Origin of the sequence: Vibrio sp. RC586 (assembly GCF_000176715.1) — a bacterium.
Taxonomy (GTDB): domain Bacteria; phylum Pseudomonadota; class Gammaproteobacteria; order Enterobacterales; family Vibrionaceae; genus Vibrio.
The window spans coordinates 808,705-832,522 of the sequence record NZ_ADBD01000013.1; the positions used below are offsets into that span (position 1 = coordinate 808,705).

The window sequence follows — 23,818 nt, forward strand, 5'->3', positions numbered from 1 at the left end:
GCAGCGTGGAATAGGAATGATGAAATGCTGCTGATATGAAAAAGTCTAGCAAACTTTCAAGCTCAGATTCTGTGAACAACCCGCCAAATGTGTAAACGTTTCCATGGGTTCATCCGTGTCTATTTTGACTCAATTTTTCTACTCAAGAATTGCGTCATACGACTGTCATCATAATTGTGTAATTTCTTACACATTCTGGGTTGTTCTCAGCTTTGACTCCCCCTAATTTATGGCCCAACAGAACTATCGTAATTATCTCGGATCGCTATGCTGACGATTTTCAAAACTTTTTTTGCTTTAGGTTGGGTGAGCTTCGGTGGCCCAGCGGCACATATTGGCTATTTTCGTCATACTTTTGTGGAAAAGCTGGGTTGGCTTAGCGAGCAAGAATACGCACAGTTTGTAGCTCTGAGTCAGTTTTTGCCGGGTCCGGGCTCAAGCCAAGTTGGTTTTGCCATTGGTTATCATCGTGGTGGTCTGGCTGGCGGTTGGGCGGCGTTTCTCGGTTTTACTCTCCCTTCAGTCCTTATCATGTTGCTGCTGGCAGGGCTAAGTAGCCATCTGTTACAAACCCCGCTGTTTGAACAAGTCATTCATGGCTTGAAGCTACTCGCCATCATAGTGGTGGCAGATGCCTGTTTAACCATGTATCGCAATTTTTGTCAGCAGCGCCTTACTGCAGGGTTATGTGTTCTGACTGCGGTTGCCATCACGCTGGCACCCGGTCTACTAACCCAATTCGCAGTATTGCTGCTTGCCGCATTGGTCGGCCAGGCTCGCTTGGCACCACAACAGTCACCTTCGACAACCACGTTCAGCCCCTCTTGGCTTTCTCTGCTGCTCTTTGCAAGTTTATTACTCGGACTGCCGCTATTGGCTGCGAGCTCGCCGCTGGTTGAATTGTTTGGTCACTTCTTCCAAGCGGGTAGCTTAGTGTTTGGTGGCGGTCATGTGGTTCTTCCTTTGCTGCAAAATGCCTTGGGTGACAGCCTATCTACTGATCAATTTCTGACAGGCTACGCGGCAGCCCAAGCGGTGCAGGGCCCAATGTTTACCTTGGCCACTTACCTTGGCTATGTGCTGACACCAGAGATGCCTGTGGTTGGCGCTTTAATCGCGACTTTTGCTGTATTTCTACCTGGATTTTTATTGCTACTAGGCGTATTAAAAAACTGGGCTGCATTAGCTCAGCGCCCCAAAATTGCGGGGGCAATGCAAGGCGTGAATGCTTGTGTGGTGGGGTTATTGCTGGCGGCGTTGTACCAACCCGTGTGGAGTAGCACGGTACATGCCCCACTCGATTGGGCAGCACTTTTAGTGGGATTTTTCCTGTTTAAAATCATTCGCATGCCACTTGTAGGTATGGTCGCAAGCGCCTTGCTGTTTGGTTTCATCAGCGGATCCGCCTAAAGCCGAGAAAAACGCGACTCCCATTCGTCAATGTCTGAATCCTTGTCTAAACTAAATATGTAGCTCGCAAGGAAGGACGGTGATATGCAGATGCAAGCCAAAGTTGGTCGGTTTCGCTATTACCCATCGGTGGGGTCGCTCAATACTTATTTGATCAGCATGCTCGAGAAAATCCGAGTAGAGCTTCCTGATGTGCAAAGAATTTCTTTTGCTCTGTACGATGAGAAAAAAGACTCGATCAAAACCTGTGCAGACAGCTCTCCAGCTAGCCATGACTTTGTACATTATGAAGTGCCACTGAACGAACTTCCCTCTCTGCTGCAGAGCAAACAATCCGCTTCTCTGCGCGTTATTCATGACTTCCCCAATCAATTAAAAAGTCATACTCATCATAACCGTTGGTTACTTGAGCAGCAGTATTGCTCCTCACTAGTAAAACCTGTTTTTGATGATCAAACTTTCATTGGTTTCCTTTTTTTCAACTCTTCTGTTAGTCATTATTTTTCTGAACCTGTTATTGAACAACTGAACACTTATTTCACATTGATCCAGCAATCCATCGGTGGTGAATACTCGCTAATTCATCATTTGGTCGATGATATACACCAAATGGAGGAGCAATCTCCAGATCACTGGTTGCACATCAAACAACACAATCAACGGATCAGCCGCTATGCTCATATCATCGCCACTGAGATCGCGGATTTGTATGGTCTTGATGATGAATTGATTGAAAACATCAGACAATTTGCTACATGCCATGACCTCGGAAAACTGGCATTACCCACCAGTCTGTTACAAAAAAGTACAGCGTTAGCGAGTAATGAGCGGCAACAACTGCATCAGCACATTGAGTCAGGCATAGGTTTACTCAATGAGTTAATCGAAAAATTCGGTACCCCTCACCACCCTTGCTTAGCGGTTTTAAGAGAAATTGTGGCCTACCATCATGAGTTTTTGGATGGCAGCGGTTACCCTTTTGGCCTCACCAGTGAGCAGATACCTATCCCAGCCCGTATTATTACTGTCGCCAATATTTTTGATGCTTTAACTACCCACCGGCCATACAAGCAAGCCCAATCCATTCCTCATGCCTTATTAGAGTTAGAGAAAATGGTGAGTGAAGGAAAGCTAGATCGTTACTGCGTTAATGCACTGCGTGAAAGTCAAGAAGAGTTAAAAATCATCATTGAACGCTTCCCTGAATTGGATCCAAAAGACAGCGGCGTAACACACTGAGTATTCAATCAATCCGTTTGATCTCGACAACAGATTTACAAGATTTCCCCCTCTTTCGGTAAAAAAGGTTCGATGCTCCAAGCTGCTCATGCTAACGTTTACAATAAATTAACACAAAGGCAACATGTCAGGAGTTTGAGAATGATCCAGACGAATCAATTCAATCACCCTCCTTGCGCTCTCCCTCCTCCCAATGAAATGTTACTCCGTTGGGCTCAAGAGCGCCCGAATGAGGTGTACTTAAAGCAAATCATTAACCGTCAGTTTGTCGAGTTTACTTACGCTGAAGTAGCCGATCACGCGCTACGCCTTGTCTCTGCTCTACGTGCTTTAGGGGCTGTTCCAGGAGATAGAATTGCGCTTATTTCTAAAAATTGTGCTGAATGGTTTATTTGCGATCTGGCCATGATGCTCGGTGATTATATCAGTGTGCCCATTTTCCCAACTGCAGGTAGTGACACTATTGACTACTGCCTTGAACACAGTGAAAGCAAAATCCTGATTGTCGGCAAACTCGATGACAATAAAGCCACTACCCATGTCTTGGCCGAACGCCCAAATATCATCAGTATCTCACTTCCTTATTCTTCATCAGCCCAATGCCAATATAAGTTTCAAACACTGATCAAACAGCATCAGCCTAGTGAAGAACGACCAACCCACTTTGATGATAAACTCATGTCCATTGTCTATACCTCTGGCACATCTGGGCAGCCTAAAGGAGCCATGCTCACCTACGGTGCGTTTACTTGGTCAGCGCAGCAACTGATTAACCATATTGGTATTCAAGAAGGTGATCGTCTCTTCTCTTATTTACCACTCGCCCATATTACTGAACGAGTCTATATTTTTGGTTCATCGATTATTGGTGGCGTACTGACCGCATTCCCAGAATCTCTCGATACCTTTATCGAAGATGTCAAAATGCACCGCCCGACCCTGTTTATTTCGGTCCCTCGTTTATGGACGCTATTCCAACAACGCATCCAAGATAAACTGCCACAGAAAAAACTCAATATTTTGCTCAAAATCCCCTTCATCCACTCACTCATCAAACGCAAGTTGGCCGAAGGTTTAGGGCTAGACCAAGCTCGCGTGCTCGGTTGTGGCTCAGCGCCAGTCTCCCCTGCATTACTCGAATGGTATCGCAGTATTGGACTAAACATAACCGAAGCGTGGGGCATGACGGAATCCTTTGCTTATAGCACCATCAACTACCCTTTCCGCGCTGACAAAATTGGCACGGTGGGTAATGCTGGACCTGGTATTGAACTGAAAATCGCAGCCGATGAAGAGATCATGGTACGCAGCAAAGGCTTATTTGCGGGTTATTATAAAAATGACACCGCAACAGCCGAAAGCTTTGACAATGATGGATGGCTACACACCGGCGATATAGGCGCTATCGATAGTGATGGCTATTTAACCATCCAAGGTCGTAAAAAAGACACCTTCAAGACGGCGAAAGGCAAATTTGTAGCTCCCGTACCTATCGAGAAAAAGCTGTTTGAATACAGCCGTGTAGAGATGATGTGTTTGATTGGCTCTGGGCTACCAACTCCAATCTTATTAGTGATCCCGCACCATTTCCCAGATTTTGATCGTGTACGTTATGAGCGTACCGTTCAAAAAGTCATTACTCGGATGAACACAGAATTGGAATCTCACGAGCAGATCAAAGGGGTCTTGATGATTAAGGAGCCGTGGAGTATTGATAATGGCATTTTGACGCCAACACTCAAAATCAAACGCCATGTATTAGAGAAAAAATACCATGATGTCGGCCAAAATTGGCCTAAAGGGCAATTGGTGGTGTGGGAAGAGTAAGTATTAGCCCCATTCAAGGAAAGCGTTTAGTCATCTAAGGATTTATACCTTACGTCTCCAAAACAAAAGCCCTGTAAGCATTTACTTACAGGGCTTTTTTAAGCTTTAAGACAAAGAATTACTTCTTCGCGTTACGCTCTTTAACTTCAGCAATTACTTGATCAGCTACGTTGTTTGGACATGCTGAGTAGTGAGAGAACTCCATAGAGAACTGACCACGACCAGAAGTCATTGTACGTAGAGAACCGATGTAACCGAACATCTCAGATAGTGGAACGTCAGCTTTAACGCGTACGCCTGTCAGACCCATTTCTTGGTCTTTGATCATGCCACGACGACGGTTCAAGTCACCGATAACGTCACCAACGTGATCTTCAGGAGTGAACACGTCCACTTTCATGATTGGTTCAAGAAGCTGGGGAGCCGCTTTTGGAATTGACTGACGGAATGCGCCTTTCGCTGCGATTTCAAATGCGATTGCAGATGAGTCAACTGCGTGGAAGCCACCATCGAACAGTTCAACTTCAACGTCAAGTACAGGGAAGCCAGCAAGAGTACCGGTGTCCATCATAGACTTGAAGCCTTTCTCAACTGCTGGCCAGAATTCCTTAGGAACGTTACCACCAACTACCGTTGACTTGAAGGTGAAACCAGAGTTTTGCTCTCCTGGCTTGATACGGTAATCGATCTTACCGAACTGGCCTGAACCACCAGACTGTTTCTTATGCGTGTAGCTATCTTCAACTGCTTTAGTGATAGTTTCACGGTAAGCAACTTGAGGAGCACCCACTTCAAGTTCAACACCGTAAGTACGCTTAAGGATGTCTACTTTGATGTCTAGGTGAAGTTCGCCCATACCTTTCAGAATGGTTTCGCCTGAATCTTCGTCAGTCTCAACTTGGAATGATGGATCTTCTGCTACCATTTTACCGATCGCGATACCCATTTTCTCAGAACCGTTCTTATCTTTAGGCTTAACAGCGATAGAGATAACTGGTGTTGGGAAAATCATAGGCTCAAGAGTACATTCGTGCTTAGGATCACATAGAGTGTGACCAGTTTGAACGTTCTTCATACCAACGATCGCGATGATGTCACCTGCTTGCGCAGATTCCAGCTCGTTACGGTCGTTTGCGTGCATCTCAACCATACGGCCAACACGCTCAGTTTTACCCGTTGCGCTGTTAAGAATGGTATCACCCTTCTTAATTTTGCCTGAGTAGATACGAACGAAGGTCAGGGCACCGAAACGGTCATCCATGATCTTGAACGCTAGCGCTTTTAGAGGCGCATCAACAGATACTGTTGCTACTTCGCCAGTTGGCTCACCCGTTGCTGGATCAGTCAGTGGTTGAGGTTCTACTTCTGTTGGAGAAGGTAGGTAATCAACTACTGCGTCAAGTACAAGCTGCATACCTTTGTTTTTGAATGCAGAACCACAGAAAGTTGGGAAGAATGCGAGATCACGTGTACCTTTACGGATACATGCTTTGATTTGCTCAACAGTTGGCTCTTCGCCTTCCATGTAAGCCATCATCAGCTCATCATCTTGCTCAACAGCAGTTTCGATCATCATTTCACGGTATTCTTCTACCTGATCAACCATGTCTGCTGGAACTTCTTTGATTTCGAAGTTTTCTGGAAGACCTGAGTCATCCCATACGAACGCTTGACGAGTTAGAACATCAACCACACCAACGAATTCATCTTCGCGGCCGATAGGTAGAGTCATAACCAGTGGGTTTGCGCCAAGAACTTTCTTCACTTGTTCAACAACACGGAAGAAGTCAGCACCCATACGGTCTAGTTTGTTTACGAAGATCAGACGAGATACTTCTGAATCGTTCGCGTAACGCCAGTTAGTTTCTGACTGAGGTTCAACACCGCCAGAACCACAGAATACACCGATACCACCGTCAAGAACTTTCAGAGAACGGTAAACTTCAACGGTGAAGTCAACGTGTCCCGGGGTGTCGATTACGTTAAAACGGTGACCTTTCCAGAAACAGGTAGTCGCAGCAGACTGGATAGTGATACCACGCTCAGCTTCTTGTTCCATGAAGTCCATCGTTGAAGCGCCGTCATGTACTTCGCCCAGACGGTGGATTTTACCAGTCAGCTTCAGGATACGCTCAGTGGTAGTGGTTTTACCCGCGTCAACGTGCGCGAAGATACCAATGTTTCTGTATAATGATAAATCTGCCATTGTCTTACTCTGTTAATAAGGTATAAAGTGCGCGCAGAGTATATCACAATCTGTCAATACTGATACCCCTGCATGCACTTGCTGAAAAAAAATATACCCAAACTACTTAGCGTTGCAGTCGATACCGCAGCGGCTTCTAGTAGCAAGGGGCATTCACCCTGTGCCTATCGCTGAAAAACTATAGGCGATTATCAAACGGCTCGCGAGACGTCAAAAGGATATTTTTAAGTTTCGCCTTTCCGTGTTATTGCCTTTAAAAATCTACAGCGCGTTACAACTCATCAAACGCCGCAATCGCATCCGACAATTTCTTAACGCCATGTATTTGCATTCCGGCGATGCCACCTTTCGGCATGTTGGCAATCGGCACTATGGCTTTTTTAAATCCATGCTTGAAGGCTTCGTTAAGGCGTTCTTGACCACTCGGTACGGGACGAATTTCACCCGCTAATCCCACTTCGCCAAAAATCACCACATCTTTAGGGAGTGGACGATCACGAAAACTCGACAATAGAGCCATTAGCAAAGCTAAATCTGCACTGGTTTCCGTGACTTTGACACCACCCACTACGTTGACAAATACATCTTGATCGGCCATTTGCAAGCCACCGTGTTTATGCAGCACCGCCAATAATAAAGAGAGGCGGTTTTGTTCTAAGCCAACAGCGACACGTCGTGGGTTAGCGAGTTGTGAATAATCCACTAAGGCTTGGATTTCCACCAACAGTGGACGCGTTCCTTCCCACACCACCATCACTGAGCTACCAGACGTGGCTTCTTCTCCACGAGAAAGGAAAATCGCCGAAGGGTTGCTCACTTCACGCATCCCTTGTCCTGTCATAGCAAACACGCCCAGTTCATTCACCGCACCAAACCGGTTTTTATGGCTACGCAGTGTACGGAAGCGACTATCCGTATCACCATCAAGCAAAATTGAACAGTCAATAATATGCTCTAGCACTTTCGGTCCTGCCAAAGTGCCGTCTTTGGTCACATGACCAACAATAAACACCGCCACATTATTTTGTTTAGCATAACGCGTGAGCGCAGTCGCGGATTCACGCACTTGCGCAACACTACCAGGGGACGATTGCACATCCGCAACATGCATCACCTGTATCGAGTCAATGACCATGATGCGCGGTTTCTCTTGCTCAGCAATTTGGCAAATCCGATCCACATTGGTTTCAGAGAGCATTTTTAGATGCTCTTTCGGCAAACCAAGGCGCGAAGCTCTCATCGCGACCTGTTGCAATGACTCTTCCCCTGTGACGTACAGGGTCGGCATTTGCGCGGAAAGCAAGCACATGGTTTGCAGTAACAAGGTGGATTTACCTGCGCCTGGGTTACCACCGATCAAAATTGCCGCGCCCGGTACAATACCGCCACCGAGAACGCGATCTAACTCTTTAAAGCCACTGGTGAATCGAGGCACTTCTTGTAAATCGATATCGGCTAGGGTTTGTACTTTCGCTTCTACGGCTCCAGCGTATCCCACCAGCCGTTCATTGCGCGCAACTTGTGGGGAAGCGGCGAGACGAACTTCTGAAATCGTATTCCACGAACCACAGGCATTACATTGCCCTTGCCAACGCGGAAAATCCGCTCCGCATTCGTTACATACATAGGCGCGCTTTGCTTTCACGATCAATCCTCGAACTTGCTCTCACTTATAAGGCGTAATACTTTAAGAAAAAGTGGAACGGCTGCAACATATCGCTAAAGATTAGGATGTTGATGCCGATGCATCAAAATAGAAGACACTTTAACAGAAAAGTATGCAGCAAACCGAAATTCTCTCTCTGGTTGAACGGCTTATACCAGCTTATCGCTCTGGTGATCTAGATTACCTTTTGTCACAAATGACCGAAGGGCAACCGCCCTCAGCCAAATTATTGGTCAAAATGGAACTGAACCGCTTAATGGCACCTTGCAGCAAAAGCATTGATTTGCGTGGCAAAGTGCAAGGAGAGTGTCGGGAATATGAATTTGAAGGTCGTCAGCACTGGCTCGATGATGTCGCGTTCAACTCTTACCACAAAAGTATCAAGAAATTTGGGGGTTACACCGAAGGCGTTTGGGAAGCGGTCAATAACACGCGCAATAATTTCCGAGTCATGAAACAACAGGGCAAACTCGACCCAAAAGGTGATCAGTCCAAAGACACCAGTTTTGAAGTCGAGCCAATCAAGCTAGGTTATGACCTCAAACGCCAAGAGAACCGCCTAAAGATCTCCACACAAATTGAAATCCATCGAAAGAATGAACAGTTAATCCATGGTTTAAGCATTGACCTTTCACCTTCAGGCGCCAAATTGAAAGTGCCCGCAGCTTTTGATTATAAGTTGGGGGAAGTGATCCACGTGTATTTCGCTGAGCTCAATAAAACCTCGAATGTCGTTGGGTTACATAAAAACATTGAATACCGCATTCTGGGCGTCGATGAGTCTTATGACAGCGATGCGATTAAATTTCTGCGCGTTCTTAAACTCAGTGACACTGACGTGATTGAAAAAGTCATTGAGGAAGCGATTCAGACCAATACTCAGAAAGCACGCCATGACAATCAGGACAAAATTATTCGTGCGCGAACTCGTGGCTATGAGCACATGTACCTCAAGCACACTTGTAACTTACCGCTGTTTTTTAGTGGCAATGAACTCAAGCTCGCGTTACTGACCGAAAACAACCGTCCGATTTGGCAATATTGGCATGATGAGCGCAACCAACAAGCACTAGGGACGTTATTCAAGCCTGAACGCATGGCACAACTCACAGCTCCTGGGCTTCGTGGTAGCAATAATGTTCTGTACGCCTTTAAGCATGAACATCAACAGAAAACCTTGTTTTTCTCGATGTTGATGCCGGAAGCCACTCAAGAGCAACGTAAGCTGTTTTGGCACATTGGTGCTAAGCGTGACAGTTGGAAAGCATTTCGACTTTTTGTCTTTGAATTATCTGAAGAAGAACGACAAGCCCTTGCTCAACACTCTGCTGAACTTGATGAGCAATCCACGTCTCTCACCCATTGTGGTGTGTTGCAAGAGATTGGTGATACAGAAACTGCTCTCGATTATCTGTTGGTCGAAAAACCCAATCTTCCAAGTAGCGCTCTGAATGATTTTCGTCACCCACGCCAAGTCGTGGGTAACCCGATGGGAATTTATTTTGACGCTCGCTCCCGACGCAAAGAACCTCGCTATCGCTTTAAAACACCGGTGCAAGTAAGTAAAGATGAACAGCGAGTCACTGGTGCAACGGTTGATTTATCAAAGCGTGGCTTGAGTTTAATTTTAGATGCACCGCTCGATGTCAAAGCCAATGATCAAGTTTGGGTCGATTATCTTGAACTTAAGTTGTATGACAAAACCATTCCTTTGGACAATGCACCCTACCAAGTCGTAAGGATTGGGCCTGAAGGACGCCAGTTACAGTTGATGATTGAGGATTCAACCCAAACCCTCAAAACCATTGCATTTTTCAACAGTATTATTGAGCACAATCAAGATAAGCTATTGAAAAAAGAAGAAATACTCCCGAGCAACGAATTACTGGAGAGTTTGCATAACATCCTGTTAGACAAAATGGTCAGCACCCCCATTTTTGTTGAAAAAGTCGGTAGTAACCTGAAGCCCAAAGTGATTGGGGTTAATTACCCGCTCCCTCCTCATCTCGCACTGCTTGCCAAGCTCGGCAGTGAGAATCGCATCGCCCTTCAGCCTATTTTCAAAGGCCATACCAATTCGCTGTTGGCTACGCCAATGAAGCGCATTGAAGGCGCAGTACCACAATATAATGAGGTGTATATCAGTGTGGTGAAATATGGTGCTCGCGTTCAGTCCGTTGAATCTAGACTCTTGAGTGACTTCACCGATACTCGAGATCGGATCCGATTTATCCGCCAAGGGCAAGAGATGGGGGAATTCTACGCCTTACGTGTCAGTGGAGTGCCAGTGTTTTCCCCGATTACGAATCTGCTGCGCAGCGATTTGAAAGAACTGGCCGCCATCAGCCCTCATCACGCCAAAAGTCTAGAAAAAGAGATGCTGGCTCAGATTGGCTATGGGGAACTGGTCGATATAACCGAGGAAGTCTTGATTCGTCTTGAGTTGACTCGATAACCGCCTATTACTCGATGATCACCATCATCAACCTTGGTGCTCGATAACAAGAAGCCACGACAAGCGTGGCTTTTTTATTCTTCGAACAAGGCTGACCTAAGGTTTCGCTTGCCAACTGAGCTTCTGCTGACGGATCAACGCGGCAGAAAGAATACACACCACCCCCCCCAATCCGGCAAAACGCACAGCGGTTTGTGCTTTGGCTTCCACTTTCGGTTTGGCGTGATAAGCCACCCCTAACCCTGCAGCAGCCATCATCACCAAATCATTCGCGCCATCCCCTACGGCGACCGTGTTGTGGATCTCGATATCGTATTGCTGCGCAAGCGATCTCAGAATATCAGCTTTGGTTTGGGCTGAAACCACGTCACCCAGTACTTGTCCTGTGAGTTTGCCACCCACAATTTCCAGCGTATTGGACTGAGCATAATCCAGAGATAACATGTTTTTGAGATGATCAGAAAAATAGGTAAAACCACCTGACGCAATCGCCACTTTCCAACCAAAGGCATGCAGTGTTGCCACCAATTCTGGAAGTTCTGGCATCAGCGGTAAATGCTTGCGCACTTGGCTTAAAATCTGCTCAGGAGCATTTTGGAGTTTACTGACTCGCAAACGTAAGCTCTGTTCAAAGTCGAGTTCACCTTGCATGGCACGCTCTGTCACCTCTGCCACTTCCTCACCCACTCCAGCTAATTTCGCGATCTCATCAATGCATTCAATTTGAATCGCGGTCGAGTCCATATCAAGTACAATCAGACCAGGCTTAGTGAGATCGGGAACATCTTGAATTCTTGCGTAATCAAGCTCTAACGCTTTTAGGATAATTTCATGTTGAGAAGTCAGATCCCCATCCATTAACGCCACCTCATATTCACCCACTTTCCATACATCTAAAATGGCGTTAAAGCGGTCAGTGAAGAAATCCATATCTTCAAATTGTGTAGGTGTCAGGTAATGTGCAAACACTATCCAGCTTGCACGATTTTTCGCTAACTGAGGCACGAAACGCGTCTCTGGGAAACGATTGAGCAGGGCGGTGTGTTTTTTGATCGATAAAGTTGTTAAAGCATCCATGTCCACTTTCCTTATTCGGTGTAGCCTGACGTTACCCTATTGCAATTTAAAAACGCAAGTCTCAATATGAGCGCAGTTGGTTTTTTGTAGGTTTATCTCATCATGGATGGTTCACTTTTTTCATTCCGAGTCGTAGTACGTGTTGCGACTGTGCTAGCAGTCGCCTTGATGTTTTTTATCACCATTCAAGACAGCGTTGTGATCAGTAAAGGCAATGAACGCATTCAAGCCAACCAACTCGAAACCTTAACCAAAGTGCTAATTACTCAAGCCGCTATGTCTGCTAGTAGTATGATTGCCGATCAAGATCAAGAACGTCTGTTAGCGCTTACTAACCAGCTTGCGACCGATCGACTCGTATTCGATGCTTCAATTTATGATTCAGAAGGCGTGCTCCTTGCCGCAAGTGAAACCGCGCTGAGTGTGCGTGAAGTTTTGGGCTTAGACACTCCATTGCATACTGCGAGCATTGGCCGCCAACAGCTCGTTGAACCAGTGATCAACGATGGCAGCTTAATCGGATTTGTTCGCATCACCTTTGAAACAGGTAAAGTGACAGCGATTTCCGACCATCACTATCGTAAAAGCGATCGCAACATGTATTGGATGCTGCTGATGAGTTTTGTTAGTGGGGTGCTCTTGACGCTTCTGTTACGTCGCAGACCGAAAAAGGCCAGTGGTGAGAATTTGTTACTCAAACAAGCCGAACAGTCTATGAATGAGTAAGTAGAACAACTTATTGAGTGATAAAAAAACCTCAGCCCAAGCTGAGGTTTTTGCTTTTCAGTGGTTACGTTATACCGCGATTAATAACCAGCTTGATCCCCAATCAATACCGAATCGAGCGCGATTTCAATCATCTCGTTGAAGGTGTTTTGACGCTCTTCTGAGGTGGTTTGCTCGCCCGTTTTGATGTGGTCAGAAACTGTACAAATCGCTAGTGCTTTCGCGCCGTATTCTGCAGCAACACCGTAAATACCCGCAGCTTCCATTTCAACGCCAACGATGCCGTATTTGTCCATCACATCGAACATGGAAGGATCTGGCGTATAGAACAATTCTGCTGAGAATAGGTTGCCGACTTTCACGTCAATGCCACGTGCTTTAGCCGCTTCTTCTGCAGCTTTCACCATTTTGTAGTCCGCAATTGCAGCAAAGTCGTGATCTTTAAAGCGAATACGGTTCACTTTAGAGTCGGTACAAGCGCCCATACCGATCACTACATCACGTACTTTGATGCCTTCATTCACTGCGCCACAACTACCAACGCGAATGATCTTCTTCACGCCATAATCTTTGATCAGTTCCGTAACATAGATCGAGCAAGATGGAATACCCATACCATGACCCATTACTGAGATCTTACGACCTTTGTAAGTACCTGTGTAACCGAACATATTACGCACATCACACACTTGAACGGCGTTATCAAGGAAGTTTTCTGCAATGTATTTCGCGCGTAGAGGATCTCCCGGCATCAGTACAACGTCAGCGAAATCACCCAGTTGTGCATTGATATGTGGAGTTGCCATGTTTTTCGTTCCTTTGGTTTGGTGGCTCAATCGCCATCATTCAACAAAACCCTAAGGCTGAAGCTAGCCGTAGGGCATGTGTATTATAAAAAGTTCTTACCGTAATCCATTGGCGATGTGCCAAAGTAGCTTGCCAGAGTTTGCCCGATATCGGCAAAGGTGTCACGGCAGCCTAATGAACCTGGTGCGACTTTTTTACCGTAAACCAGTACAGGGATATGCTCACGAGTATGGTCAGTGCCCGGCCATGTTGGGTCGCAACCATGATCAGCAGTTAGGATCAGAATGTCATCTTCCTGCATCAGTTCCAACACTTCAGGTAAACGGTTATCGAAATACTCTAGCGCAGCCGCATAACCTGCTACGTCACGGCGGTGACCATAGGCAGAGTCAAAATCCACGAAGTTAGTGAACACGATGGTGTTATCACCGGCTTGTTTAATCTGTTCTAAAGTCGCTTCAAACAGATCTGGAATACCAGTGGCTTTAACTTTGTCGGTAATGCCGCAGTACGCGTAGATATCGGCAATTTTACCGATAGACACCACTCGGCCTTGCTTCTCTTCCACCAGCTTTTGCAGCACAGTCGCTGAAGGTGGCTCAACTGACAAGTCACGGCGATTACCGGTACGAGCAAATTGGCCTTTACCTGGGCCAACGAATGGACGCGCAATGACGCGACCGATGTTGTAATCCGCCAACTCTTCACGAGCAATCTGGCACAACTCCAGCAGACGATCTAAGCCAAATGTCTCTTCATGGCAGGCAATTTGGAATACGGAATCTGCCGATGTGTAGAAAATCGGCTTGCCAGTACGCATATGCTCTTCGCCCAAGTCATCCAGCACTTGAGTGCCCGAGGCGTGGCAGTTGCCTAAGAATCCGTCCAGACCCGCACGCGCTAAAATGCGATCGGTTAACTCTTTCGGGAAGCTATTTTGCTTATCGCTAAAGTAGCCCCATTCAAACAGCACTGGCACACCAGCAATTTCCCAGTGACCTGACGGAGTATCTTTACCAGATGACAGCTCTGCTGCATGGGCATAAGCGCCAATGATGTCGGCACGCTCATCCAACCCCGGAGCAAAACGTCCAGTCGACTCTTTATGTGCCATCGCCAAACCCAATTTGGAAAGGTTAGGCAGTTGCAATGCGCCTTTACGCTCTGCGTTATCCGCCAAACCTTGCGCACATTGATCCGCAATGTGGCCTAGGGTATCAGAACCTACATCACCAAAGGCTTCTGCATCCGCTGTCGCGCCAATCCCAAACGAGTCTAAAACTAAGATAAATGCTCTTTTCATTGCTCACTCCCCCCGGTATTACACATCTTGAGCTCGAATTTGACGGTAAACATCCGGTGTTGGTACATAGTCACCGCCCACTTTAATCGCACTTTGTAGTGCATTGGCAGCTTGTTGCCACTGCTCTTCATTGCGGGCATGAATCATTGCTAAAGGTTTGTTGCTGTCGGCGATTTCACCCAGACGGATGAAATGATCAAAGCCCACAGCGTAATCAATGCGATCAGTCGCCACACGGCGACCACCGCCCATTCCCACTACAGCCATACCAATGGCACGGGTATCCATCGCAGAAATAACGCCAGATTGCTGAGCGTAAACTGGGCGAACAATCTCAGCTTTCGCCAGATACTTGTCGTTGTTTTCAACAAAATCCGTTGGGCCGCCAAGGCCTGCCACCATTTTACCGAAGCGCTCTGCCGCTTGGCCGTTATCCAATACTGCTTGCAGTTTCTCACGTGCTTGAGCGGTATCTTTCGCTAACTTGCCAAGCACCAGCATTTCGGCACACGACGCCATAGTGACTTCAAGCAGACGCGGGTTACGGTATTCACCAGTGAGGAAGCGTACGGCTTCGCGCACTTCCACCGCATTACCTGCAGAGGACGCCAGCACTTGGTTCATATCGGTTAAAATCGCCGTGGTATTGGTGCCTGCACCGTTCGCCACTGCCACGATCGATTTGGCGAGTTCTTCAGACGCTTCGTAAGTTGGCATGAAAGCACCAGAGCCGACTTTCACATCCATCACGAGCGATTCAAGGCCGGCCGCCAGTTTCTTGGAAAGAATTGAAGCGGTGATCAGCGAGATGTTATCCACGGTCGCGGTAATATCACGCGTTGCGTACACACGCTTGTCCGCGGGTGCCAAATCGCCAGTTTGACCGATGATCGCCACACCGGCTTGTTTGGTCACTTTGCCAAACACGTCATTGGTTGGGGTAATGTTGTAGCCAGGGATTGCTTCAAGTTTGTCGAGCGTACCACCGGTGTGACCAAGGCCGCGGCCAGAAATCATCGGTACATAACCACCACAGGCTGCCACCATAGGGCCAAGCATCAGTGAGGTCACATCGCCCACGCCGCCCGTGGAGTGTTTATCGACAATCGGGCCATCAAAATTCATATGGCTCCAATCAATCACCATGCCGGAATCGCGCATTGCACAAGTTAGCGCAATACGCTCAGGCATGGTCATTTCACGGAAAAAAATCGCCATCGCAAACGCGGCAATTTGCCCTTCAGAGACGGTGTTATTCGCTACACCTTGAATGAAGAAGTTGATTTCATCGTTGGTGAGAACTTCACCATCACGTTTTCTGCGGATAATTTCTTGAGGTAAATACATAGATGCCTCCCAGTTCCCAAAAGAACTGCGTAGTGTAAAGAGGTTAAGCAGCGCGAAGACTCGCGCTGCCATCAGACACAATTGATATTAGTAAGCGGCAGGATCTGCCTTTTGGTCTGTCACTTCTAATGTATTCAGAAGGTTGGTCAGTAGGCTTGATGCACCAAAGCGGTAATGACGGCTGTCCGCCCAATCACCACCTAGGATCTCATCGGCCATTGCCAAATATTGTTGTGCATCTTCAGCCGTACGGACACCACCGGCTGGTTTGAAACCAACTGTTTTGGCTACGCCCATATCGCGGATCACTTCCAGCATCATGCGTGCATATTCTGGTGTCGCATTCACAGGCACTTTACCGGTTGAGGTTTTGATAAAATCTGCGCCAGCTTCAATACAGATTTGAGAGGCTTCTTTGATCAGCACTTCTTCTTTCAGCTCACCGGTTTCGATGATCACTTTCAGTAGCACATTGTCGCCACAAGCGGCTTTACACTGTTTCACCAGCTCAAAACCGACTTGCTCGTTGCCTGCGATAAGCGCGCGATATGGGAATACCACATCCACTTCATCGGCACCGTAAGCAACTGCGGCTTTCGTTTCAGCAACAGCGATCTCAATATCGTCATTACCGTGAGGGAAATTGGTTACCGTAGCAATACGGATTTCAGGTGTTCCTTGCTCGCGAAGTGTCTTCTTAGCAATAGGAATAAAGCGAGGGTAAATACAGATGGCAGCGGTGTTGCCTACTGGACTTTTTGCGTCATGGCAAAGTTGGATCACTTTCGCATCCGTATCGTTGTCATTCAGCGTAGTCAGATCCATCAATTTTAGTGCACGTAGAGCTGCTGCTTTTAATTCGCTCATTTCTATCTCCGATCAATATAGTCATATAGTCCACTGCTCAGCCGATTATCTTATCTACTAAGCAGCCACAAATGAACGGACTTGGTTCCTTGAAGACTCGGTGCTCATACACCAATTGCTATCCTTGTCACCGCACAGTACCAGTTTGGTCAATGGCACAACAATTTGCGTTTGCGGTATCTTACTGTATACAGGCAATGCGATTGCCTCCGGTCCTCATCATACTCCTTGTCATGTTGAGAACCAGCGAAAACTCATCCATATTCCACAGGACAAGTTTGCCACCTGAACTTCAGCTCGGCGGTCAACGCGGTTGATCATTATTTCTGTTTGATCATCTCGTTCTTTATCCACAGCTACAGTATCGACATTTGTCACAAAACGGTAGTGCTGCGCTAAACGCAAACGGTTTGTATCTCAAAAAAAAACGGCTGAAATTTAAAAGAGAATCCTTACCACACAAGGCTTCAGCCATGCAATCCATTACAAAGTCTCACTCAGGAACTCCCATTCCAATTGGGGTTCCTGAAAGCAAAACACCCCGCAGCAATCACTTGCTACGGGGTGAATTTAAACGGCGTCTATACTTCTAGATCCGATTCTAACTAGAGTGCAGCAAGGCTAAGAAAGAAGCCAGCAATCGTTGCTGCCATCAGGTTAGATAGAGTACCGGCGATAACCGCTTTGATACCCATGCGAGCGATGTCGCCACGACGCTTAGGTGCCAAGCTACCCAGACCACCCAGCAGGATTGCGATAGAAGAAAGGTTCGCAAAACCACACAGTGCGAAAGAGATGATCGCTTTCGTCTTCTCAGACAGAACCACTGGTGCAGCTTCAGTCAGGTAAGGAGCAAACTGAGAGTAAGCAACGAATTCGTTGGCAACGGTTTTCAGACCGATGAACTCACCTGCAACGGTTGCTTCATTCCAAGGAACACCGATCAGGAAAGCAAGAGGCGCAAACGCCCAACCTAGCAGCATTTCCAGTTTCAGTTCAGGCATACCGAACCAACCGCCAATGCCACCTAACATACCGTTGATCAGAGCGATCAGGCCGATAAATGCAATCAGCATTGCACCCACGTTTAGAGCTAATTGCAGACCAGCAGAAGCACCGCCCGCAGCAGCATCGATCACGTTAGCTGGTTTGTCATCACCACCGTCAATAGCGATTTCTTCGCCTTCTTGTGGTTTTTCAGTTTCTGGCATGATCAGCTTTGCAAACAGCAGACCACCTGGTGCCGCCATAAATGACGCAGCAACGAGGTATTCGATCTTAACGCCCATAGAAGCGTAGCCCGCTAACACACCACCAGCGATAGAAGCCAAGCCACCACACATTACCGCAAACAGCTCAGATTGAGTCATTTTTGGAACGAATGGACGAACGACTAATGGCGCTTCAGTTTGACCAACGAAAATGTTTGCTGCTGCAGACATAGATTCCGCACGTGAAGTACCCAGAGCTTTTTGCAGGCCACCACCTAGAATGCGGATAACCCATTGCATAACACCCAAGTAGTACAGTACAGAAATCAGCGCAGAGAAGAAGATCAGCGTTGGTAGTACACGGAATGCGAAAATGAAACCGCCGCCGCCAAACACTTCGAACATCTTGCCAGATACCAGTCCACCGAAGAGGAATGAAGTACCATCGTTACCGTAGTTAATTACGTTAGAGACTGCGTCCGAAAATCCACGAAGTAGCTCTTGGCCCCAAGGTACATACAGAATAAATGCACCCAGTAAAAATTGGATAGCAAAAGCGCCACCCACGGTTCTTATTTTGATAGCTTTACGGTTACTTGACAGTAGAACTGCGATTCCTAGCAGAACTGCCATGCCGATGAGGCTCATAAACAGGCTCATAGTTTATGACTTCCTTATTAGTTTAGTGTTGGCGTGTTACAAAATGGAGCGATTAAGCGGGGGCAATTATACTCACGGGCAGAGGGAGAAAGTAATGCAGAATTCACACTTTCGGATAAGATTCATCACGCGTTCACCAATATATGTGATGTCACTCAAGTTTTAGTGACAGATGCGTCATTAACGCTACATCTTGTTTCGGTTTTGTTCACACAAGCCAAACAGAGTTTGGCTGCTTTTCCATAAGATTGGCGCGAGTTGGCGTGCCGAAACACCTTTTAGCTCAGCGAGTGTTTCTAAAACTTTAGGTAGTTGAGCAGGATGGTTAGCTTGACCTTGAAAACCATTCAGCGGCATATCAGGGGCATCTGTCTCCAGCACTAAATGCTCGGGCGCCAATGCCGCAATCGTTTGGCGGGTTTTATTCGCTCTTGGATAAGTAATCATCCCGCCGACCCCAATCTTAAAACCTAAATCGACAAACTGCTGCGCCTCTTGCAAACTGCCAGAAAAAGCATGCAATACGCCACCTTGCTGAAAACGTTGCTGTTTCAATAACTGCAACAAGCGATTGTGCGTACGGCGACTGTGTAAGATGACCGGCAATTTAGTCTGAGTCGCCAAGGCTAATTGTGCGGTAAGCATTCGCTCTTGCAATTGAGTATCTACCTCAATCATGCCATCCAAACCACACTCCCCAACAGCCACACAAGCGTGTTCAGCTTTCATCAGTGCCGTTTCTAGCAGAGGTAAATGGGTAGGAGAAGAGGAATCTAAATAGAGAGGATGGAAGCCTAACGCATAGTAAATCGTGGATGGAAAACGCTGAGCAAGCGCAGCCACTGCTTGCCAGTCTTGTGGTCCTACCGAGGGAATAAGTAAACGCTTTACCCCTTGTTCTGCCGCTCGTTGTAACTCAAGCTCTGGTTCGGCAGCAAAAGGGGCAAAATCAAAGTGACAATGAGTGTCGAACAACGACACTTCAAGCAGACTTTGAGTCATCTCGCTCATTTGCAGGGTCTTTACGATAAGGAACACAACTTCGCTTCTGCCCCGGGGCAAGCCCCATGCTTTGGCACCAAGCATCGTATTTCGCTATCAAGCCTTTTAACCACTGCCACATTGCGTTTTCCCTCTCTTAGCTTCTACTTACTATTACTCTTCGCGTTTAAACACTAGCTCCGTTGGTGTCGATTCTTCGGCAACAAAATAGTAGCCAGCCGTATTAAAGCTTTCCAAAGCTTTAACTGAAGCTATTCGATTTTCAATGATGTAGCGCGCCATCATGCCACGCGCTTTTTTAGCGTAGAAGCTGATGATTTTATATTGGCCATTTTTGGCATCTTTGAAGATTGGCGTCACAATTTTGGCATCCAATCGCTTCGGATTGACGGCTTTGAAATACTCGTTAGAAGCCAAATTCACCAGCACATTATCGCCTTGCGCTTGGATCGCTTCATTGAGTTTTTCGGTAATGATGTTACCCCAGAATTGGTACAAGTTAGCACCGCGTTCATTCGCGAGCTTGGTTCCCATTTCCAGACGATAAGGCTGCATCAGATCGAGTGGGCGCAACACACCATACAGACCTGAGAGCATGCGCAAATGTTGCTGAGCAAACTCAAGTTCGGTTTCAGACAACGTTTCCGCTTCCAGCCCTGTGTAAACATCGCCTTTAAAAGCAAAAATGGCCTGACGAGCATTGTCTAAAGTAAAGGTTTCGCTCCACTGTTCAAAACGGGCGATGTTGAGTCCGGCAATTTTATCACTGACACTCATCAATGCAGAGATGTCACTCGGAGATAACGTACGACACACTTGGATCAACTCTGCCGAATGCTCCGTCAATTCAGGCTGCGTAAAGTTTGAGGTGGAAACGGGCGATTCATAATCCAGCGTTTTCGCAGGTGAAACGACAATCAGCATAGTAATTCCTATCTTCTGTTGAGCTTGTTCCCCAATCGATGTGAAACAACAGTACTTACTGTAATTCCAAGTGATTAGGGTATTTATAAGATGACGCAAACTAGGGTACAAAAAAAGCCATGCAGTGTCTGCATGGCTTTTTCAATTTCTAATATCGGTCGTTTCTATGACGCCTTGTTATTATCCCAAATGCCATCTTCAAGTTGAGATTTCAGTTCAGGATAATCATTAGCATCAAACGTTGGCACTTTACCAGCATCCAATTGGCGGTTGTAATCTTTCGCCAGTTTAATCACGATGCCAGAGAGCAAGAGGATAGCCACCAAGTTCACAATCGCCATCAAGCCCATCGAGACATCCGCCATCGCCCATACCGTTGGCAATGTCGCCAACGAGCCAAACATAACCATACCTAAGAACACGAGACGAAACAGCACTAAGCCTTTCTTATTGTTGTGCTCAAGGAAAATCAGGTTAGTTTCTGCGTATGAATAGTTCGCAATAATTGAAGTGAACGCGAAGAAGAAGATCGCAAACGCGATGAAGATACTTCCCCACTCACCCACTTGTGAACTTAAGGCACGCTGAGTTAATTCAATCCCTGTCAGCTCACCATGAGGCACGTATTCGCCCGACATCAGAATAATCGCCACAGTCGCAGTACAGATAACGATGGTATCGATAAATACCCCCAACATCTGCACGTAACCCTGTGACGCAGGGTGTGGTGGGTAAGGTGTTGCAGAGGCTGCTGCATTAGGTGCAGAACCCATACCCGCTTCGTTTGAGAACAAGCCACGCTTCACACCGTTGATCATGGCTTGCGCAATCGCATAGCCTAAACCACCCGCAGCCGCTTCTTGTAAACCGAAGGCACTTTTGAAAATTAGACTGATCGCATCAGGTACTTTCTCATAGTTCATCAGCACAACAAACAGGGCAATCGCAAGGTAAGCAAACGCCATAAAAGGAACAATTAGCTCAGCCGTACGTGCAATTTTACGAATACCACCAAAAATAACGAATGCGGTCAGCAATACGATGCCGACACCGATCACCATAGGCTCAAAGCCAAAAGCGGTTTTCATTGCGTTAGTAATGGAGTTGGCTTGAACGGCATTAAACACCAGACCAAAGGCAATGATCAGGAAGATGGAGAACAGCACCCCCATCCAACGCATACCAAGGCCTTTCTCCATATAGTACGCAGGACCACCACGGTAGTTACCATCTTTATCACGGGTTTTGTACAGCTGCGCCAATGTACTTTCCGCGAAAGAAGTCGCCATACCTAACATGGCAATCAACCACATCCAGAAGATGGCGCCAGGGCCACCGGCAGTTAAAGCAACAGCAACCCCCGCCATATTCCCCGTACCAACACGAGCGGCAAGGCTGGTACATAAAGCTTGGAAAGAAGAGATACCCGCATTATCCGCCTTGCGGCTATTTTTCAGAACAGTGAAAGTATGAGTGAAATGGCGAAATTGGATGAAACCCAATCGTAGAGTGAAGTAAATACCAACCCCAACCAATAGGTAAACCAAGATGGAACCCCATAGTAGGTCGTTCATTAAGTTAATTAAGTCTGTCACAGGAACCTCGTATTGAGTGATGGGCTGCTCTTACCCCGATGAATAAGAGTTTCTGTTACACGGATATAGTATTGAGTTTATCTTTTTGCCGTGTATGTCTTGGCACTATCGAGCAGAAGAGGCCTCGAAAAGCACCCAGCCTATTTTTTTGACGGGCGGATAATGCAACCTCACCAAGCAAAAATCAATATGAGCCATGTTTCATTAAAATGTTATTTTTCACCTTAAAAACACGTTTCATTAACATCTAAAAAAGAAATTAAGCTACAAATACAAAACAAAATAAACATAAAAAAATCACAACACCGTTCATTTATTGAACGCGCATTGTACATTCCAGCAATGGAATCTCACCCTTTGGGAATCGTGTCACCATAGTTGAATCATGATCTTTATGTCAGCTTGCGGTCATGCAACTTGCTTAAGTGACTAAAAAAAAATCGAGACAGGTCAGAAAAACGGAAAAAATAACATTTGTTCAACATGAAAAAAGCACAAAGCTAATCGTTTGCCTTTGTTAGTTGTTTAGTTCTTCATCGATAACGCCCCGCTAAAAATGTGAAACTCTGTTCAAAAGCTCATCAAAGCTTCATAGAAACGAAACAAATGAGAAACAAATCAAAGTTACGCTTCGGCAAGATGTGCTATTTAGAGAGCACTCAGGGAATGATGACAACAATAATGAGGCGACTTATGGACGAACTGCACTTTGATCAGCTGCTGGAAATGGAAATCTCTAAAATTCGTACTAGCCGTTCAAAACCGGTGAAACGGATGTGGCGCGAAATTGAAGCGATTCGAGATCGCAAACGGCTTGAGAAAGAGCTGTTAGAGATGGATGTCTGCCTCGATGCTGATGACATCAAAATCTAGAGAATTGAACGATAAAGGCACGTGACACACGTGCCTTTGTTTTTAAGCTCTCGGCGAAATCCCTTTTCCTTAAGTACATTCACTTTCACTTTTACGAACTCGCCGCGCTAGATGAGCATAACGCTCAGCGATGGTTTCACCAAACACTGGGTCATCATCCGTTTCTAGCCATTGCGCTTCGACCACTTGCCAATCATCCAATCCAAACGTTTGATTAATCAAAGGTAAGATTGACTGCTCTTCAAGCTCAAGATGCCGTTTTTGCCCTTGAATAAAGGCCTCAAGTTGTTCAATAAATACATCTTGCGGCACCACAGCATCATTGAGGATCATCTCCATAACATTTAAAAATTGGTGGGTGATTTGCGATAGAGCCTGATGCTCTTGCTCCAGATTAGCCACTTGCTGTTCGTCACCATACTTCACCATATAGTGTCGATAAAGAATGTCCTCTTTCGGGTGATGTACTTTTTCTGAATGGCTCGCTAAATAATCAATGATCTCTTTCAATAAACTGTAATTAATGGGTTGTTCGCTTTTCACCAAATCTAGCTTATGGCGTAAAATCGACAGTAACCGCACCATATAACTGTGTTCACGGCGAATTCGTTCCATCATCATCA

The 23,818-nt window shown here is 46.4% G+C and carries 20 protein-coding genes; 7 read left to right on the top strand and 13 right to left on the bottom strand.

The genetic code is table 11. The annotated features are described in order from the left end of the window. Positions 1-267 precede the first annotated feature (267 nt). From chrA to VOA_RS01845, 3 genes are all read left to right on the top strand, one after another. Positions 268-1,410, top strand: coding sequence for a chromate efflux transporter (gene chrA / locus VOA_RS01855; RefSeq protein ID WP_000955530.1), 1,143 nt, complete (start codon positions 268-270; stop codon positions 1,408-1,410). 84 nt (positions 1,411-1,494) lie between these two features. Further along, positions 1,495-2,649: an HD-GYP domain-containing protein gene (locus tag VOA_RS01850; protein WP_001178344.1), complete on the top strand. Its 1,155-nt coding sequence runs from the start codon at positions 1,495-1,497 to the stop codon at positions 2,647-2,649. Between the two features lie 141 nt (positions 2,650-2,790). Then, the gene (locus VOA_RS01845; protein WP_000616798.1) at positions 2,791-4,476 is read left to right on the top strand and encodes an AMP-binding protein; all 1,686 of its coding nucleotides are present in this window, start codon (positions 2,791-2,793) and stop codon (positions 4,474-4,476) included. A gap of 118 nt (positions 4,477-4,594) precedes the next feature. Here VOA_RS01845 and fusA read toward each other — a convergent pair whose 3' ends face one another. Together fusA and radA are read right to left on the bottom strand one after the other, a co-directional pair. Then, entirely contained in the window at positions 4,595-6,682 is a 2,088-nt protein-coding gene (fusA, locus tag VOA_RS01840; RefSeq protein WP_000774528.1) for an elongation factor G, read from the bottom strand. A 271-nt stretch (positions 6,683-6,953) separates the two neighbouring features. Next, on the bottom strand, positions 6,954-8,330 hold the full coding sequence (gene radA, locus VOA_RS01835; RefSeq protein WP_032468420.1) for a DNA repair protein RadA: 1,377 nt from the start codon (positions 8,328-8,330) through the stop codon (positions 6,954-6,956). A gap of 130 nt (positions 8,331-8,460) precedes the next feature. Here radA and VOA_RS01830 point away from each other — a divergent pair, with 130 nt between their 5' ends. Next, positions 8,461-10,803, top strand: a complete 2,343-nt coding sequence (locus tag VOA_RS01830; protein WP_001187846.1) for a PilZ domain-containing protein — start codon at positions 8,461-8,463, stop codon at positions 10,801-10,803. Between the two features lie 96 nt (positions 10,804-10,899). Here VOA_RS01830 and serB read toward each other — a convergent pair whose 3' ends face one another. Further along, complete coding sequence (gene serB, locus VOA_RS01825; RefSeq protein ID WP_000339698.1) at positions 10,900-11,880, bottom strand: phosphoserine phosphatase; 981 nt, start codon at positions 11,878-11,880, stop codon at positions 10,900-10,902. A gap of 102 nt (positions 11,881-11,982) precedes the next feature. Between serB and VOA_RS01820 the strand changes: the two genes are divergently transcribed. Further along, a complete protein-coding gene (locus VOA_RS01820; protein ID WP_000349087.1) occupies positions 11,983-12,606 on the top strand; it encodes a YtjB family periplasmic protein in 624 nt (207 codons plus the stop codon). Between the two features lie 80 nt (positions 12,607-12,686). On the opposite strand, the gene deoD is transcribed toward VOA_RS01820, so the two are convergent. The 4 genes from deoD to deoC all read right to left on the bottom strand — a co-directional run bounded on the left by deoD (position 12,687) and on the right by deoC (position 16,930). After that, complete coding sequence (gene deoD / locus VOA_RS01815; protein WP_000224884.1) at positions 12,687-13,412, bottom strand: purine-nucleoside phosphorylase; 726 nt, start codon at positions 13,410-13,412, stop codon at positions 12,687-12,689. 83 nt (positions 13,413-13,495) lie between these two features. Continuing rightward, positions 13,496-14,716 carry a phosphopentomutase gene (locus VOA_RS19950; protein WP_000816435.1) on the bottom strand — a complete coding sequence of 407 codons (1,221 nt, stop codon included), beginning with the start codon at positions 14,714-14,716 and terminating at the stop codon, positions 13,496-13,498. Between the two features lie 18 nt (positions 14,717-14,734). Further along, a complete protein-coding gene (gene deoA, locus VOA_RS19955) occupies positions 14,735-16,063 on the bottom strand; it encodes a thymidine phosphorylase (protein WP_000281234.1) in 1,329 nt (442 codons plus the stop codon). Between the two features lie 87 nt (positions 16,064-16,150). Beyond that, a complete protein-coding gene (gene deoC, locus VOA_RS01800; protein WP_001292366.1) occupies positions 16,151-16,930 on the bottom strand; it encodes a deoxyribose-phosphate aldolase in 780 nt (259 codons plus the stop codon). A 106-nt stretch (positions 16,931-17,036) separates the two neighbouring features. Here deoC and VOA_RS0118715 point away from each other — a divergent pair, with 106 nt between their 5' ends. After that, on the top strand, positions 17,037-17,219 hold the full coding sequence (locus VOA_RS0118715; protein WP_032468421.1) for a hypothetical protein: 183 nt from the start codon (positions 17,037-17,039) through the stop codon (positions 17,217-17,219). Positions 17,220-17,535: 316 nt separating this feature from the next. Here the strand turns inward: VOA_RS0118715 and VOA_RS01795 are convergent, their stop codons facing one another. The 5 genes from VOA_RS01795 to VOA_RS01780 all read right to left on the bottom strand — a co-directional run bounded on the left by VOA_RS01795 (position 17,536) and on the right by VOA_RS01780 (position 22,322). Next, complete coding sequence (locus VOA_RS01795) at positions 17,536-18,801, bottom strand: NupC/NupG family nucleoside CNT transporter (RefSeq protein WP_000051825.1); 1,266 nt, start codon at positions 18,799-18,801, stop codon at positions 17,536-17,538. Between the two features lie 186 nt (positions 18,802-18,987). Next, on the bottom strand, positions 18,988-19,803 hold the full coding sequence (locus VOA_RS01790; protein WP_000194483.1) for a TatD family hydrolase: 816 nt from the start codon (positions 19,801-19,803) through the stop codon (positions 18,988-18,990). Further along, entirely contained in the window at positions 19,784-19,924 is a 141-nt protein-coding gene (locus VOA_RS20075) for a DUF5363 family protein (RefSeq protein WP_009356167.1), read from the bottom strand. Before VOA_RS20075 ends, VOA_RS01790 begins: the two co-directional genes overlap by 20 nt. A gap of 32 nt (positions 19,925-19,956) precedes the next feature. After that, positions 19,957-20,727, bottom strand: coding sequence for a peroxide stress protein YaaA (gene yaaA, locus VOA_RS01785; protein ID WP_000909776.1), 771 nt, complete (start codon positions 20,725-20,727; stop codon positions 19,957-19,959). 164 nt (positions 20,728-20,891) lie between these two features. Then, the gene (locus VOA_RS01780; protein ID WP_032468385.1) at positions 20,892-22,322 is read right to left on the bottom strand and encodes an alanine/glycine:cation symporter family protein; all 1,431 of its coding nucleotides are present in this window, start codon (positions 22,320-22,322) and stop codon (positions 20,892-20,894) included. A 693-nt stretch (positions 22,323-23,015) separates the two neighbouring features. Between VOA_RS01780 and VOA_RS01775 the strand changes: the two genes are divergently transcribed. Continuing rightward, positions 23,016-23,195, top strand: coding sequence for a DUF3545 family protein (locus VOA_RS01775; RefSeq protein WP_000343857.1), 180 nt, complete (start codon positions 23,016-23,018; stop codon positions 23,193-23,195). Between the two features lie 69 nt (positions 23,196-23,264). On the opposite strand, the gene VOA_RS01770 is transcribed toward VOA_RS01775, so the two are convergent. Continuing rightward, positions 23,265-23,816: a hemerythrin domain-containing protein gene (locus tag VOA_RS01770; protein WP_032468423.1), complete on the bottom strand. Its 552-nt coding sequence runs from the start codon at positions 23,814-23,816 to the stop codon at positions 23,265-23,267. Positions 23,817-23,818 lie beyond the last annotated feature (2 nt).